The organism is Candidatus Corynebacterium faecigallinarum (genome assembly GCF_052264515.1).
Taxonomy (GTDB): domain Bacteria; phylum Actinomycetota; class Actinomycetes; order Mycobacteriales; family Mycobacteriaceae; genus Corynebacterium; species Corynebacterium faecigallinarum.
Map to the genome: position 1 here is coordinate 208649 of NZ_JBQQOC010000001.1, position 15825 is coordinate 224473.

A 15825-nucleotide genomic window follows, 5' to 3' on the forward strand; every position below is an offset into this window, starting at 1 on the left:
GCCGTCGACGGATCATCCGGGTCACCCCGGATCAGAGGCGACTACTCGCCGCGCAGTTCGCGCATCTTCTGGGCGACCGCGTCATTCGACACGGACTGCGCATCGGGCTGCGCCTGGTCGATGGCCTTGTTCTCGCCACCGGCCACGGCAGCCTGGTCGGAGCCGGAACCCATCTCGGCACGCAGCTGCTCCAGGCGGGAGTGCCCGGCCATCTGCACGCCGGCCTGTTCGACCTCCGCCATGCGGCCCTGCACGGAATTCTCCGCCAGCTCGGCCTGGCCGAGCGCGTTGGCGTAGCGACGCTCGATCTTGTCGCGGACCTGGTCCAGGTTCGGGGTCGAGGCGCCGGAGGCCTTGTCCATCGACTGCAGGGAGTCGGCGACCTTCTCCTGCATCTTGGCCTGCTCCAGCTGGCTCAGCAGCTTGGTGCGTTCGGCGACCTTCTGCTGCAGCTGCATGGAGTTGCGCTCCACAGCCTTCTTCGCCTGGTCGGCCTGCTGCAGCGACTGGTCGTGCAGCTGCTTCATGTCCTCGACACCCTGCTCGGCGGTGACCAGCTGGGCGGCGAAGGCCTCGGCAGCGTTCTCGTACTGCACGGCCTTGTCGTTGTCACCCTCAGCGCGAGCCTTGTCCGCCAGGGTCAGAGCCTGCTTGGTGTTGGACTGCAGCTTCTCGATCTCGGAGAGCTGGCGGTTCAGCTTCATCTCCAGCTGACGCTGGTTGCCGATGACCGCGGCGGCCTGCTGGGAGAGCTGACGGTGCTGGTGCTGCGCCTCCTGGATGGCCTGTTCGATCTGCACCTTGGGATCGGCGTTCTCCTCGATCTTCGAGTCGAACAGTGCCATGAGGTACTTCCAGGCTTTCACGAACGGGTTTGCCATTGGTCCTACAGTCTCCTAGTCACAGGCATGGGTTGGTGTCGGGGTTGTTACCGGGAAAAGTATATCAGCGGGTAGGAACGGTGACCTGCGTTGCCGCCGTAAGCTCCGCCGCCGCTGCGTCCAGTGCCATCATCGAGGCTGCCTCGATGATCGTCTGCGACACCCGGACCCCCAGCGCCTCACAGACGCTGGCGAGCAGTTCAGAGGAGACCTCCTTGCGGCCACGTTCCAGCTCGGAGAGGTAACCGGGACTCACGTTCGCCTGGACGGCGAGCTGCCGGAGTGTCAGGTGGGCATCCTCACGGAAGCCGCGCAACGTCGCGCCGAGAGCCTCCCGCAACAGCGGCTCGGCGACGGGCTCAGGAACAGCGCCCATCTGCGCCAGGTCGACGTCGGGGCGTTCTTTCTCAAGGACCGAAGTGTGCTTTGCCATCACCGTCTCCAACGGATGTGGGGGCTGGTTTGTTCCCCTTCAATTCTAGACCACCCGCCACCTGCGTGGTGAGCAGTTCGAGGGCACGGATCGTGGTGGCCCTCCGAATGGCCTCCCGTGCCCCGATGTCCTGGGCCGGGGAGTGCCACCGGTCATCCAGACGATGGACGACTGTGCCCTGGTCCGGGCAGTCGGCCTGCGCGAACACACTGACGGCGAGGTAGACCTCCCCGACCGGGTGGCCGTCCTGGGCGTCGGGGCCGGCGACCCCTGTCACCCCCACCCCCAGATCGGCCCCGCAGACCCGTGCCGCTCCGCGGGCGAGCTGGGCGGCAGCCTCCGGATGAACCGGGCCGACCCGGTCCAGCAGATCAGCGTCGACCCCTGCCAGGGTGCCTTTCAGGTCGGTGGCGTAGACGATGAGTCCGCCACGCAGCACCGCCGAGGCTCCCGGGACGTCGGCGATGGTGGCCGCGATACGCCCAGCCGTCAACGACTCAGCCGTGGCGACCGTCAACCCACGCTCCTCCGCAGCCGCGACGAACTCGCGGGCAACGGTCGCGGTCACGGTCTCGGGCGAAGGCACCTCAGGTGTCCGTTCAGCTGTCCGAACGGTTCCGGGAATCCAGCAGGTACTGGATGCCGGTCACCACGGTGACCGCGACGGCCAGCAGGACCAGCGGGATGGTGATCCAGTCCGTCCAGTCCGGCAGCGGGGCGAGAACCATGGCGATGGCCAGGGTCTGCAGCACGGTCTTGAGCTTGCCGCCCTTGGAGGCGGGCACGACCTTGCCACGACGGGCCAGGACCATCCGCCAGACGGTGATCCCCAGCTCGCGCACGACGATGACCACGGTCACCCACCACCACAGGTCGCCCAGGATGTTCAGGGTGACCATCGCCGAAATCATCAAGGCCTTGTCGGCGATCGGATCGGCGAGTTTGCCGTAGTCGGTGATGACCTCGTACTTGCGGGCGAGGTGGCCGTCCAGCTGGTCGGTGATCATCAGCAGGCAGAACGCGAACAATGCCCACCAGCGCAGGGCGGTGTCCAGTTCCCGGGTACCGTCCAGCGGGCCGGCCGCGACGAGCAGCCAGACGAAGATCGGGATCAGGGCGATCCGGATCGTGGTCAGGACGTTGGGGATGCTGTAGCGGTGCACCGCACGGCCGAACGCCGACCGCGTGACGCCGGTGAGGTCACCCCCGGGGTCCTGCGTACGGTCTTCTGCGCTTGGCTGGTTCCCGTCGTGAGTTTCTTGCACGTCCCATATCCTACTCAGACAGCCACCCGACTCGCGATTCGCACCGTCGGAACGACGGCGGTGTCGACTCACGTGCCGGCATGTGCGCCGGTCACTGTGCCTTTCAGTCCGTGGTGTCAGTTCTTCGTGGTGGCGGATCCGTCATCGGATCCGGATCCGGTGTCCGTACCGGCGTCATTCCCGATACCAACCTCGGCGTCGGACGCGACGGTGGACTCAACCTTCGAGTCAGTGTCAGCGTCGGCCGGTGCCTCCGACACAGCGTCCGAGGTGGTGTCGGCGTCGGTCTCGGCAGCGCCGGCGTTCTCACCGTCCTCACCGTCCTTCCTGGACTTCAGGACGCTGGCGATGATGGTCACGACCAGCACACCGACGATGACCAACAGGGAGGTCACGGTCTCGACCTCAGGAGCACCGGAGACCGGCTCGCCGCCGTTGATGAACGGCAGGCCATTCTCGTGCAGTGCGTGCAGCACCAGCTTCACACCGATGAAGGCCAGGATGATGCCCAGGCCGTACGGCAGGTAGACCAGGCGGTCGAGCAGTCCGTCCAACAGGAAGTACATCTGACGCAGTCCCAGCAGCGCGAGGGCGTTGGTGGTGAAGACGATGTAGGGCTCCTGGGTGATGCCGTAGATCGCCGGGATCGAATCCAGCGCGAACATCAGGTCGGTCATGCCGATGGCGACCAGGCAGACCATCAACGGGGTGACCATGACCTTGCCCAGTTTGCGCACGATCAGCTTGTCACCGTGGAACTCGTCGGCCACCGGGACCGCCTTGTTGAGCACCTTGATCAGCTTCATGTCGCTGGGATCCCGGGCCGGCTCGTCGCGGACCTCGTCGCGGACGACGGTGTAGGCGGTCCACATCAGCCAGATGCCGAAGATGTAGAAGACGTCCGACCAGGCCTCGATGGCGGCGGCACCGAAGGCGATGAACACGCCACGGAACACCAGGGCCAGGGCGATGCCGATGAGCAGGACCTTCTGCTGATACTCGCGGGGGACCTTGAACGACCCCATGATCAGCGCGAAGATGAACAGGTTGTCCACGCTGAGTGCCTTCTCCGTGACATAACCGGTGAAGAACTCGATGCCGTGGCCGTGCGGGTCGCCTGGTTCACCCCAGGTGAACCACAGGAAGACACCGAAAGCACAGGCCAGAGCGACGTAGAACAGGCTCCACCACGCTGATTCCTTCAGCGACGGGGAGTGAGGGGTACGCACGTGGGCGTAGAAGTCGAAGATGAAGAACCCGGCGATCACGGCGATGGTGATCGCCCAGGTGAGTGTATTAACTTCCATGGGCAGCTAAAGCCTCCGGTCTCGTAGCAAGAGTTAAGGACCGGAGGTCTCCCCCACCATCCGGACCGACGATGCCGTCTGCTCCGGATGGCCGGCACGACCGGGGGCCGGAGGCTCGACCACGGTGGAAACGGGTTCCTGTGGTGTCGCCCCGACCGCCGTGTTGACGATCAGTGCCGCGGGCGGGGTACTCCCCTCCTGACAAGATCGAAGTCTAGCAGATCTTCCTCAGAACGCCCCGGTGGTACCGGAGGCGTCGGCACGGACCACGCGGGTCTGGGCGTCCTGCACCGCCGGGATCTCGCCGGTGGGCTGATCGTCCTGCCCGACGAGGGTCACCGCCGTGGCGTCGGACGAACCGGCTGCACCGTACGCAGCATCCTCTTCCGCCTGCAGCTCCTTGGGGGCGTCCGCCGGGTCGGCACCCTTGATCATCCACAGCATGGTGTCGAGCTCCTCGGGCTTGACCAGCACATCGCGCGCCTTGGATCCCTCGGACGGGCCGACCACCCCACGGGTCTCCATGAGGTCGATGAGTCGACCTGCCTTGGCGAAACCGATGCGCAGCTTGCGCTGCAGCATCGAGGTCGAACCGAACTGGCTCGTGACCACCAGCTCAACGGCCTGGAGCAGGTCGTCGAGGTCGTCGCCGATATCCGCGTCGATCTCCTTCTTCGCCTCGGCGGCCTTGTCCTCGGTGACACCGTCGGCGTACTCCGGCTCCGCCTGGTCCTTCGCCGCATCGACGACGGCCTGGACCTCCTCATCAGTGACGAAGGCGCCCTGCATACGCTGTGGCTTGCCGGCACCCTGCGGGATGAACAGGCCATCGCCCATGCCGATCAGCTTCTCGGCACCACCCTGGTCCAGGATGACGCGGGAGTCGGTCAGCGAGGACGTCGCGAACGCCAGCCGGGAGGGCACGTTGGTCTTGATCAGACCGGTGACCACGTCCACCGAGGGACGCTGGGTGGCCAGCACCAGGTGGATGCCGGCGGCGCGGGCCTTCTGGGTGATCCGGACGATGGAGTCCTCGATCTCCCGCGGGGCGGTCATCATCAGGTCGGCGAGCTCGTCGACGACACAGACGATGTAGGGGTACGGCCGGTATTCGCGCTCGGAGCCGAGCGGGGTCTCGATCTCCCCGGACTTCACCTTGCGGTTGAAGTCCTTGATGTGGCGCACGCGCGTGGACTTCATGTCCATGTAGCGCTGCTCCATCTCCTCGACCAGCCAGGTCAGCGCAGCAGCCGCCTTCTTCGGCTGGGTGATGATCGGGGTGATCAGGTGCGGGATGCCCTCATAGGGGGTCAGCTCGACCATCTTGGGGTCGACCAGGATCAGCCGCACGTCCTCCGGGGTCGCGCGGGTGAGCAGCGAGACCAGCATCGAGTTGACGAAGGCGGACTTACCGGAGCCGGTGGAACCGGCGACCAGCAGGTGCGGCATCTTCTGGATCGAGTGGGCCACGAAGTGCCCCTCGATGTCCTTGCCCAGGCCGATGAGCATCGGGTCCACGTCGGACTGGACGTTCGGGGCCTCCAGGACGTCGGCCAGACGCACCATCTCACGGTCGGTGTTGGGGACCTCGATACCCACGGCTGACTTGCCGGGGATCGGGGTGAGCAGCCGGACGTTGTCGGTGGCGGCGGCGTAGGCCAGGTTGGACTGCAGGTTGGTGATCTTGGAGACCTTCACACCGGGGCCGAGCTCGACCTCGTAGCGGGTCACTGTCGGACCGCGGGAGAAGCCGGTGACGTGGGCGTCGATCTTGAACTCGGCGAAGACCTCTGTGATCGCCTCGATCATCCGGTCGTTGGCTGCGCTGTGGGTCTTGGCGGTCTCACCCTGGACCAGCAGTTCGGTCGACGGCAGAACGTAGTCGCCGGCGACCTGCGGTACAGCTTCAGCCTCGGCGCTCTCTGCCGCCTGGGCCGCCTGGGCCGCCTTGCCTGCGACAGCCGCGGCATCGACTCCAGAGCGCGCGACGATGCGGCGACGGGTCTCTTCGCGCGGATCGGCGGAAGATGCCGCTGTAGAAGATGCAGCAGGAGCCGGAGATGCAACAGCCGGGGCGGCGGGTGCCGGATCGTCCTCCAGCCCGTAGTCCTCGGCGAGCTCGTCCAGGTTCTGGTTCACAGCTGCAGTGCTCGTGTTCTGGGCCGTACTCTTGCGCCGGGCAGGGGGCTTCGGTGCGTCATCGAGGAGGTTGTCGTCGATGGAGGCCGCAGGACGCTTCTCTGCCTGGTCCTCGACCTCGTCTCCAGCCTGGTCCCCGGTCTGGAAGGTGAGGGTGGTCTGCTCCCCCACGGCCGGATCGACGGGGTAGTTGTCCATCGGGGAACGTCCCCGGGACGTCCGGTGACTGGCCCGGGCGGCGGACGGTCCACCGGCGCGGGGGGTCGCCCGCGGAGTGCGGCGTTCACGCACCGCGTCCTCGAGCTCCCGGTCCACCGCTGCGTACTCGTCTGCGCCTTCAGCGCCTTCCAGGCCGTCCTCATCGTGGTGACGTGCCGATCGAACCTGGTAGCCGAGCCACCCGGACAGTGCACCGGCCAGGTCGCGCACCGACATGCCGGTCATCTGCAGGCCACCGTAGAGCACGATGAGCAGCAGCAGCGGCACGGCGAGGTAGGGGCTGAAGCCCACTGCCATCGGCGTACCGATGAACTGGCCGACGATACCGCCGGCGCGCGCACGGTCCTCCACCTCGGACGGCTGACCGGCCAGGATGTGGATGATGCCCAACAGTGACAGCACGATCAGCCCGGTGCCGATGCCCAGTCGCAGGCGGGAGTGCTGGGTGGATTCGACACCGACCATCAGCACCCAGGCGGTGGCGACGAGGATCAGCGGCACCAGCAGCGCACCGGCACCGACCAGGTAGGTCAGCCCGAAGTCGATGCCGGATCCGACGGCGCCGCCGACATTGAACCAGGACGTCCCGGCCACGACGATCGCCAGGGCGAGGGCACCGAGAGCCGCACCGTCGTAGCGTCCGCCGATACGCACGGCGTCATCGTCGGCGATCGTCTCTTCCGGCTGTTCCGGCTCATCGGTCACGGTGTCCTGGCGTCCCTTCTGACGTGTCGAACCTGTCGAACCTGTCGACCCTGCTGCCCCTGTTGCCCCGGTCTTGTCCTTACGCTTACCCTTACCGGAACCCTTGGCGCGCTCCTTCTCCGCCGCACGCTCCAGCACCGTGGTCGGCTGCTCATCGGGCGCGGTCGTACCGTGGTCGTCGCCGCCACGGTCGGAGACCGACAGGCCGCGTGCCACGGTTCCCACGCCACGAGACATCCCGCCGAGCATCGCACGCAGCGATGATCCGACTGCCCCGAAGGCCCCGGACGTCCGCTCGAATTCACTGGTGCCGTAGGACGTCGCCCGCCGACCCGAGGCATGCCCACTTTCCCGCCCTCCGGAGGTCTTCGGAGAGCGGGAAGCGGTGGACCCTGGAGAGGTGCGCGTGCGACTGGGCGTTGACATGCCGGCCAGTCTAATCGCTTAACCTCACCTTTAACAGTCGCAACACACGTCACAACCGTGACAATTTCATGACTACCTAGCGAACCGGGCCGTCCTACCGACTACAGGGAGGTCCGTCGGACCCGGTCAACCGGGCCCTCCACTGTCACGCCTGCAGCCTTGTCCCGGCCGTAAACCCACAGGACGATCTCGCCGGCCTCCCCGGACACGGTCACCTCCGGCTCCCCGGTTCCCACGGTCACCGACTCGGCTCCAGAACCATCCGTGCGCACCAGCTGAACAGTCGCCCCGGTGGAACGGATTATCCCGCGGGCGGCCTGGGAGACCAGCGTCCACAGTGCATCACGGGTCGCCACCGGCAGGTCCCGCGGGGTGTACTCCCCTCCCCCGCGGCGCACGTCCTCGTGGTGGACGAAGTTCTCCCCCAGGTTGATGAACTTGTCCGCCAGTTTCATCGGGTTCCACACCGGCGGACCGTTCCGGTAGGACTCCACCAGGTCGGTGAAAGGCTTCTGCGCGTACTCGCGACTGACTTTGTCCAGGTGGCCGGACAACGAACTGAGGAACATCCCGGCCGTCGCGTCCAACCGGTGTTCCCGAAGCACCAGGTGCACGGCCATGTCGCGGGTGGTCCAGCCCTCGCAGAGCGTGGGCTCGTCCGGCCCCAGAGACAGCAGAAGGTCCGCCAGTGCCTCGCGTTCATCGTGGGAGATCGTCATGATCTCCGATGGTACGCGCAGACACGGCGGACCGTGTGCTGTCGGACTCGTCGAGCCTCGTCCAGCTCTACAGCGAGGGGACGTGGTCCTCCGGGTCGAGCTCCTCGACGACCTCGCTGGTCATCGGGACGACGGTGGGAACGATGAAGGGCTCGCGCTTCCACTTGTCCTTGACGAACTTGGCGACCTTGCGTCGCAGGCTCTGGGCCATGCGGTACGGGTCGTTCTCACCCTGGCCGGAGAGGTCGAGCATGACATTGTCGACCAGCTCGGTGACCTGACGCATCATGTCCTTCGAGGCGTCCGAGAAACCACGGGCCTGGACCTGCGGGTCCTCCAGCGGACGACCGGTGCGGTTGTCGATGACGACGGTGACCGAGATCAGACCGCCCTCGGACATGGCGGTACGGTCCTCGAGCTCCTCGGCTCCCACATCACCCATGGTGACACCGTCGACGTAGAGGTTGCCGACCGGCACCTGGCCGACGACGGAGGCCTTGCCGTTGACCAGGTCGACAACCACGCCGTTCTGGGCCAGCACGGTGTTGTCGGGGTTGACACCGGTGTCGATCGCCAGCTGGCGGTTGGCACGCATGTGGCGCCACTCGCCGTGGACCGGCATGGCGTTGCGCGGGCGGGCGGCGTTGTAGAGGAACAGCAGCTCGCCGGAGTAGCCGTGGCCGGAGGTGTGGACCATGGCGTCCTTGCCGGTGATGACCTCGGCACCGATCTGGGAGAGCATGTTGATCACGCCGAAGACCGCCTCCTCGTTGCCGGGGACCAGCGACGAGGACAGGATGATCAGGTCGCCGGGGCGCACCGTGATCTGGCGGTGCTCACGACGGGCCATGCGCGACAGTGCCGCCATCGGCTCACCCTGGGTACCGGTGGTGACCAGCAGCACCTTGTGCGGAGCCATGCGGGAGGCGTCGTCCATGGAGACGATGGTGCCGCGCGGGGCGGTCAGCAGGCCGAGGCGCTCGGCGATCTCCATGTTACGGATCATCGAGCGGCCGTTGAAGGCCACCTTGCGGCCGGCGGCGACGGCGGCGTCGACCGCCATCTGCACGCGGGCGACGTTGGAGGCGAAGGACGCCAGGATCACGCGCTGCTTGGCCTCACCGATGATGCGCTTGAGGTTCGGGCCGATGGCCGCCTCCGACCCGGAGAACCCGGGGGTGGTGGCGTTGGTGGAGTCGCAGAGGAAGAGGTCGATACCCTCGTCGCCCATGCGGGACAGGGCCGGCAGGTCGGTCGGACGCTTGTCCGCCGGGGTCTGGTCCAGCTTGACGTCACCGGTGAGAACGATGGTGCCGCCACCGGTCTTCAGCCGCACACCGAGGCACTCGGGCATGGAGTGGCCGACGTTGAAGAAGCTGATGTTGAACGGTCCGCGGTTCTCGTTCGAGGTGTCGTTGACCTCGATGAGCTTCGGACGCTGACGGTGCTCCTGGCACTTCGCGGCGATCAGCGCGCAGGTGAAGCGCGAGGCGATGATCGGAAGGTCCGAACGCTGCTTGAGCAGCCACGGGATCGCACCGATGTGGTCCTCGTGACCGTGGGTGACGACCAGGGCGTCGACCCGGTCCCACTTGTCGTCGAGGTAGGAGAAGTCCGGCAGGATCAGGTCCACGCCCGGCTCGCCGGAGGACGGGAAGAGCACGCCACAGTCCACGATGAGCAGACGGTTGTGGTACTCGAAGACGGTCATGTTGCGGCCGATCTCGGAGATACCGCCGAGGCCGACGATACGCACGCCGTCCTTCGGGGCGGCCGGCGGCTTCGGCAGCCGCTGGGTCAGGTCAGCGCCCTGCATGGTCTGCATGGCGTTGCGACGACGGTCGCCCTGGTTTCCACCCTGGTTGCGGTCACCGCCGCGCCCGCCACGGTTACGGCCACCCTGGCCACCCTTGTTGCCCTGGCCACCACGGTTGCGGCCGCCCTGGTTTCCGCCCTGGTTGCCGGAGTTGTTCTGGCCCCCCTGGTTTCCACCCTGGTTACCGCCCTGGTTTCCGCCGCGCCCGCGGGAGCGACGCGAACGGTTGCGGTTGTTGCCGCCGTTGCCGCCCTCGTCGTTGCTGTTGCCGCCCTGGTTGGCCTTGTTGTCGTTGTTGCCGCTGTCGGCGTTGCTGTCGCCATCCTGGTTGGACGGTGCCGCCAGGCCACCGTCGTTGAAGGTGGCGGTCACGTCGGCCGCGGTGGTGTCGGCGCTCGGCGGAGCAGCCTTCCGGGTCACCTTGCGTGCCCGGGAACGATTCTCAGTCATAGTGTCCTTATACCCCTGCGCGTTGCAGGTCCTCTGCCAGCCGGTCGATCTCTTCCGGCGTGGGCTCGATGATCGGCAGGCGCGGTGCGCCCACCTGAATTCCTTGAAGTTTCAGTGCGGCCTTGGCGAACGTCACTCCACCGAGCCGGCCCTGTGCCTGGGTCAGCGGAGTCAGCGCAGTCGCGATCGCGCGGGCACCGGTGATGTCTCCGGCGTCAACGGCGTCGCGCAGCTTCTTCAGTTGTGCTGCGGCGACATGGCCGATGACCGAGATCATTCCGGTCGCGCCCACGGCGAGCCACGGGACGTTCAGTGGGTCATCCCCCGAGTACCAGGCCAGATCGGTCTGCTCCATCAACCCCATCGCCGCCGGAATATCACCCTTGGCGTCCTTCACGGCGTGGATGTTCGGATGCGCCGACAGGCGGGCCAAGGTCTCGGTCTCGATCGGAGTGACCGACCGGGACGGGATGTCGTACAGGCAGATCGGGGTGTCCACGGCATCTGCCACAGTGGTGAAGTGCCGGTAGAGCCCCTCCTGGCTGGGCCGGGAGTAGTACGGGGTGACCACGAGCAGGCTGTCAGCCCCGGCGTCCTGCGACATCCTCGACAGTTCCACGGATTCCGCGGTGTCGTAGGTGCCGCTGCCGGCGGTGAGCTTCACACGATCGCCGAGTTCGGCGCGCACTGCCTTGAGCAGGTCGATCTTTTCCGACGGACGTACCGTGGGTGACTCACCCGTGGTGCCGCCGAGAACAAGAGCGTCACAGCCCTGATCCACCAGATGACCCGCAAGGGCCACTCCGGCGTCCAGGTCGAGGTCTCCGTCCTCCGTGAAGGGCGTAACCATCGCCACAGAGACCGTGCCGAAGAACTCGGCTCCTCTTGTCGCTGCAATACCTGTGCTCATGTCACAACAGGTTACCGCCCCGGCGTCCGGATGTGTACCAGCGACCCCCGCGACGCGCCGAATGACCACACCCGGTAGGCATCGTCACAGCTCACATGCCTGCAATTCGGGAAGCCGCGTGCAACCACATGCAGCCACGTGCAGCCGCCGCAGACAATCACATATCTGCGACGTAGGGACTCGTGGCCATCGACGAGCCGTCTCGCAGCGTGGTGACGGTGAAGTCCTCGAAGATCTCGGGACTCACCCCACGAAGCAGCTCCAGGCACTGCACCGCCACCTCCCGGATCTCCGGGTCTGCGTGCTCGGCGGCGCGCATGGCGATGAAGTGACGCCAGGAGCGCATGTTGCCGGTCATCACGAACCGGGTCTCGGTGGCGTTCGGCAGCACCGCACGGGCAGCCTGACGGGCCTGTTTCTCGCGCAACACCGTGTTCGACTCACCACTGAAGCGCTCCTCGAGAGCCTCCAGCAACTCCTCGTAGGCGTCCCGGGCGACATCGGTGGCGTGCAACAACAGGCCGGCGACCTCCGGGTCCTCGGCGATGCTCGCGGGGATGACGACCTGGGACTGGCCATCGGGAATGTAGCGCTGCGAGAGCTGGCTGAAGGAGAAGTGGCGGTGCCGCATGATCTCCTGGGCGCAGCTGCGGGAAACCCCGCGCAGGTACATGCCCGCGGTGGCGTGCTCCAACACGTTGAAGTGCCCGACGTCCAGGATGTGCCGGATGTAGGCGTCCGTCTCCGCGGTGTGCGGGTTAGGACGGTCCCACGTCTCGTAGCAGGCGCGTCCGGCGAACTCGACGAGGCTGGACGCGTCACCGACCCCGGGCTGCGGGGCCCAGTCGACGTCCTCCGGCGGGATGAACGACGACGTTGAGATCAGCCGGACGGACAACTCCGTGGTGTTGGTCATGAACGCGAGTTACTCGGCAGGGACGCCGAGCTGGTCGAGGCCCAGGAACTTCTCCAGGCCGATGGTCAGCCCCGGGGTGTCGCCGATCTTGTCGACACCCAGCAGCACGCCCGGGACGAAGGACTCCCGGTCGTAGGAGTCCTGCTTGATGGTCAGGGTCTGGCCCTTGGCACCCAGGATGACCTGCTCGTGGGCGACCATGCCGGTCATCCGCACGGCGTGGACCGGAACACCGTCGACATCGGCGCCACGGGCACCGTCGAGGGTCTGGTCGGTGGCGTCCGGCTGCTCGCCCAGCCCGGCGGCGGCACGCGCCCGGGCGATGCCCTCGGCGGTGTGCACGGCGGTGCCGGACGGAGCGTCCTTCTTGTTCGGGTGGTGCAGCTCGATGACCTCGGCAGAGTCGAAGTACGGAGCGGCGATCTCCGCCAACTTCATGGTCAGCACCGCGGAGATGGCGAAGTTCGGGGCCACGAGCACGCCCACGGTCGGGTTGTCGGACAGCCAGGTCCGCAGCGTGTCATAGCGCTCCGGGGTCCAGCCGGTGGTTCCGACGACGGCGTGGATGCCGTTGGCGACACAGAACTCCAGGTTGCCCATCACCGCGTCCGGCACGGTGAAGTCCACGACGACCTGCGTCCCGGACTCCACCAGAGCCTGCAGGTCATCCCCGTGGTCCAGGGCTGCGGACAGCTCCAGTCCCTCGGTGGCCTCCACTGCGGCAACCACTGCGGTACCGACCCGGCCCTTGGCGCCGAGTACTCCGACCTTCGTCATCTTCTACTCCTTCGGGTTTCTCTGCTGTCAGTTTCCGGCGTCGACGAGGACCAGGGAGATCTTGCCACGGTTGTCGATGTCGGCGATCTCGACCTCGAGGGACTCGCCCACCGAGACCTCGTCCTCGACCTTCTCCACCCGGCGGTCGCCGCCGATGTTGGAGATGTGCAGCAGGCCGTCGCGGCCCGGCAGCAGCGAGATGAACGCGCCGAAGGCGGTCGTCTTCACCACGGTGCCCAGGAAACGGTCGCCGACCTTCGGCAGCTGCGGGTTGGCGATGGAGTTGACCTTGTCCACCGCGGCCTCGGCGGCCTTACCGTCGGAGGCGGAGATGAACACGGTGCCGTCGTCCTCGATGGAGATGTTGGCGCCGGTCTCCTCGGTGATCTGGTTGATCGTCTTGCCCTTCGGTCCGATCAGCTCGCCGATCTTGTTCTGCGGCACGGTGACGGTGGTGATGCGCGGGGCGAACTCGCTCATCTCCTCCGGGCCGGCGACGGCCTCGCCCATGGTGGACAGGATCTCCAGGCGGGCGTTGCGGGCCTGACCCAGGGCATCGGCCAGGACCTCGGACGGGATGCCGTCGACCTTGGTGTCCAGCTGCAGGGCGGTGACGAAGTCGGCGGTACCGGCGACCTTGAAGTCCATGTCACCGAAGGCGTCCTCGGCACCGAGGATGTCGGTGAGGGTGACGTAGGCGTCCTTGCCGTCGACCTGGCCGGTGACCAGGCCCATCGCGATACCGGCGACCGGGGCCTTCAGCGGCACACCGGCGTTGTACAGCGACAGGGTCGAGGCACAGACCGAGCCCATCGAGGTCGAGCCGTTGGAGCTCAGCGCCTCGGAGACCTGGCGGATGGTGTACGGGAAGGCATCGCGGGACGGGATGACCGGCAGCAGGGCGCGCTCGGCGAGCGCACCGTGTCCGATCTCACGACGCTTCGGGGAGCCGACGCGTCCGGTCTCGCCGGTGGAGTACGGCGGGAAGTTGTAGTGGTGGATGTAGCGCTTGGACGTGTCCGGCCCGAGGCTGTCGATCTGCTGCTCCATCTTGAGCATGTCCAGGGTGGTGACACCCAGGATCTGGGTCTCGCCGCGCTCGAACAGGGCGGAACCGTGGGCGCGCGGCACCAGGTCGATCATCACGCCGAGGTCGCGGATGGCGGTGGCGTCACGGCCGTCGATGCGGAAACCATCGGTGAGGATGCGGCTGCGGACCAGCTGGCGGGTGACCTCGTTGTGGGCGTTGCGCACCTCGGACTCGCGGCCCTCGAACTGGGTGGCCAGGGTGTCGACGGCGGCGGCCATGTTGGCGGACAGGGCCTCGTCACGCTCGGCCTTGTCGGCGATGGCCATGATGTCGGCCAGCTGGGCCTGGGACTCGGACTCGACAGCGGCGAAGACGTCCTCACCGAACGGCGGGAAGAGCTCGAACTCGCGGGTCTCGGCGGCGACGGCGGCCGACAGGGCGGCCTGGGCGCCACACAGCTCGGCGATGAACGGGCGGGCGGCCTCGATACCCTCGGCGACGACCGACTCGGTCGGGGCCGGGGCGCCCTCGGCGACACGCTCGACGACAGAGTCGGTGGCGCCGGCCTCGACCATCATGATGGCGACGTTCTCGCCCGGGGCCGGCTTGCGACGGCTACGGCCACGCTTGACCGGCTCGGTCACGCGACCGGCGACGACCAGCTCGAAAACGGCCTTGTCCTGCTGCTCACGGGTCGGGAAGGCGACCCACTTCCCCTCGGCGTGGTCTTCGTCGACGACCAGGGCCATGCGCACGCCACCGACCGGGCCGGAGACCGGCAGGCCGGAAAGCTGGGTGGAGGCCGAGGCGGCGTTGATCGCGACGACGTCGTACTGGTCGGCCGGGTCCAGGGACATGACGGTGACGACGACCTGGACCTCGTTGCGGATGCCCTTGAAGAAGGTAGGACGCAGCGGGCGGTCGATCAGGCGGCATGCCAGGACGGCCTCGGTGCCGGGGCGTCCCTCACGGCGGAAGAAACTGCCGGGGATACGTCCGGCGGCGTACATCCGCTCCTCGACGTCCACGGTGAGCGGGAAGAAGTCGAGGTTCTCGCGCGGGTGCTTCGAGGCGGTGGTGGTCGACAGCAGCATGGTGTCGTCGTCGAGGTAGGCGGTGACGGCACCGTCGGCCTGACGGGCCAGCAGGCCGGTCTCGAAGGTGATGGTGCGGGTACCGAAGTCACCGTTGTCGATGGTGGCTGCGGACTCCCAGATGCCGGACTCGGCATCGACCAGCTCAGCGGTGTGGGTCGGAGCCGGGGCAGCTGCCTTGGCCGGTGCCTTGGTGGTGGTCTTGGCGGGAGCCTTGGTGGTGGTCTTGGCGGGAGCCTTGGTGGTGGTCTTGGCCGGGGCCTTCTTGGCGGGGGCCTTCTTCGCCGGTGCCGTGGTCTCGGCGGCGGTGGTTGCCGCGGCGTCCTGAGCGTCCTGGGCCGGAGCGGACTGCTTGGCGGCAGCGCGCTTGGTCGGGGCCTTCTTCGCCGGAGCCTTGGTGGCGGTCGCCTTCTTGGCGGCAGCCTTCTTCGCGGGAGCCTTCTTGGCGGCGGTCTTCTTCGCCGGCGCCTTCTTGGCGGTGGACTTGCGGGCCGGGGCCTTCTTCGCGCCGGTCTCGGCGGTGTTCTGCTCGTCGTTCGGGGATTCGTTCGGCGTCGTCATGACGTTGTATTCTCAAACCTTCTGCGTCTGTGGTCCGTGTGTCGATCATCGGTGTCGACGGTTGGACATGTCTTCTGGATTCTGGACAATTACCGCAGATAACCCTACACCACAGTCCGGGAAAGCTGGTGGGGCCACCAGCGTGATCCCCACCTCAGTGGCCCGCGGCGTCCCTGC

At 66.9% G+C, this 15825-nt stretch carries 12 protein-coding genes; all 12 read right to left on the reverse strand.

What is annotated here, in order from left to right; genetic code table 11:
* Positions 1–41: 41 nt before the first annotated feature.
* Entirely contained in the window at positions 42–881 is an 840-nt protein-coding gene (locus ACTXPP_RS00960) for a PspA/IM30 family protein (protein ID WP_301494960.1), read from the reverse strand.
* Between the two features lie 64 nt (positions 882–945).
* Entirely contained in the window at positions 946–1314 is a 369-nt protein-coding gene (locus tag ACTXPP_RS00965) for a helix-turn-helix domain-containing protein (RefSeq protein ID WP_443340452.1), read from the reverse strand.
* Complete coding sequence (locus ACTXPP_RS00970; RefSeq protein WP_443340453.1) at positions 1289–1882, reverse strand: CinA family protein; 594 nt, start codon at positions 1880–1882, stop codon at positions 1289–1291. Before ACTXPP_RS00970 ends, ACTXPP_RS00965 begins: the two co-directional genes overlap by 26 nt.
* 31 nt (positions 1883–1913) lie before the next feature.
* A complete protein-coding gene (gene pgsA / locus ACTXPP_RS00975) occupies positions 1914–2477 on the reverse strand; it encodes a CDP-diacylglycerol--glycerol-3-phosphate 3-phosphatidyltransferase (RefSeq protein ID WP_301494981.1) in 564 nt (187 codons plus the stop codon).
* 218 nt (positions 2478–2695) lie between these two features.
* Entirely contained in the window at positions 2696–3886 is a 1191-nt protein-coding gene (locus ACTXPP_RS00980) for a TerC family protein (protein WP_301520545.1), read from the reverse strand.
* A 228-nt stretch (positions 3887–4114) separates the two neighbouring features.
* Positions 4115–7375 carry an FtsK/SpoIIIE family DNA translocase gene (locus tag ACTXPP_RS00985; protein WP_301494964.1) on the reverse strand — a complete coding sequence of 1087 codons (3261 nt, stop codon included), beginning with the start codon at positions 7373–7375 and terminating at the stop codon, positions 4115–4117.
* A 101-nt stretch (positions 7376–7476) separates the two neighbouring features.
* Positions 7477–8094: a TIGR03085 family metal-binding protein gene (locus ACTXPP_RS00990; protein WP_301494965.1), complete on the reverse strand. Its 618-nt coding sequence runs from the start codon at positions 8092–8094 to the stop codon at positions 7477–7479.
* Between the two features lie 67 nt (positions 8095–8161).
* The gene (locus tag ACTXPP_RS00995; RefSeq protein WP_301494967.1) at positions 8162–10360 is read right to left on the reverse strand and encodes a ribonuclease J; all 2199 of its coding nucleotides are present in this window, start codon (positions 10358–10360) and stop codon (positions 8162–8164) included.
* Between the two features lie 7 nt (positions 10361–10367).
* On the reverse strand, positions 10368–11270 hold the full coding sequence (dapA, locus tag ACTXPP_RS01000; protein ID WP_301494969.1) for a 4-hydroxy-tetrahydrodipicolinate synthase: 903 nt from the start codon (positions 11268–11270) through the stop codon (positions 10368–10370).
* Between the two features lie 157 nt (positions 11271–11427).
* Positions 11428–12186: an FAD-dependent thymidylate synthase gene (thyX, locus tag ACTXPP_RS01005; protein WP_301494971.1), complete on the reverse strand. Its 759-nt coding sequence runs from the start codon at positions 12184–12186 to the stop codon at positions 11428–11430.
* A gap of 9 nt (positions 12187–12195) precedes the next feature.
* Complete coding sequence (gene dapB / locus ACTXPP_RS01010) at positions 12196–12963, reverse strand: 4-hydroxy-tetrahydrodipicolinate reductase (RefSeq protein WP_301520544.1); 768 nt, start codon at positions 12961–12963, stop codon at positions 12196–12198.
* Positions 12964–12990: 27 nt separating this feature from the next.
* Complete coding sequence (locus tag ACTXPP_RS01015; protein ID WP_301520543.1) at positions 12991–15648, reverse strand: polyribonucleotide nucleotidyltransferase; 2658 nt, start codon at positions 15646–15648, stop codon at positions 12991–12993.
* Positions 15649–15825 lie beyond the last annotated feature (177 nt).

Bases quoted from the DNA above. Each gene is read 5' to 3' on its own strand.
- ACTXPP_RS00965 (WP_443340452.1), bottom strand. From the start codon at position 1,314: ATGGCAAAGCACACTTCGGTCCTTGAGAAAGAACGCCCCGACGTCGAC.
- ACTXPP_RS01015 (WP_301520543.1), bottom strand. From the start codon at position 15,648: ATGACGACGCCGAACGAATCCCCGAACGACGAGCAGAACACCGCCGAG.
- thyX (WP_301494971.1), bottom strand. From the start codon at position 12,186: ATGACCAACACCACGGAGTTGTCCGTCCGGCTGATCTCAACGTCGTCG.
- ACTXPP_RS00985 (WP_301494964.1), bottom strand. From the start codon at position 7,375: ATGTCAACGCCCAGTCGCACGCGCACCTCTCCAGGGTCCACCGCTTCC.
- dapA (WP_301494969.1), bottom strand. From the start codon at position 11,270: ATGAGCACAGGTATTGCAGCGACAAGAGGAGCCGAGTTCTTCGGCACG.
- ACTXPP_RS00990 (WP_301494965.1), bottom strand. From the start codon at position 8,094: ATGACGATCTCCCACGATGAACGCGAGGCACTGGCGGACCTTCTGCTG.
- ACTXPP_RS00960 (WP_301494960.1), bottom strand. From the start codon at position 881: ATGGCAAACCCGTTCGTGAAAGCCTGGAAGTACCTCATGGCACTGTTC.
- dapB (WP_301520544.1), bottom strand. From the start codon at position 12,963: ATGACGAAGGTCGGAGTACTCGGCGCCAAGGGCCGGGTCGGTACCGCA.
- ACTXPP_RS00995 (WP_301494967.1), bottom strand. From the start codon at position 10,360: ATGACTGAGAATCGTTCCCGGGCACGCAAGGTGACCCGGAAGGCTGCT.
- ACTXPP_RS00980 (WP_301520545.1), bottom strand. From the start codon at position 3,886: ATGGAAGTTAATACACTCACCTGGGCGATCACCATCGCCGTGATCGCC.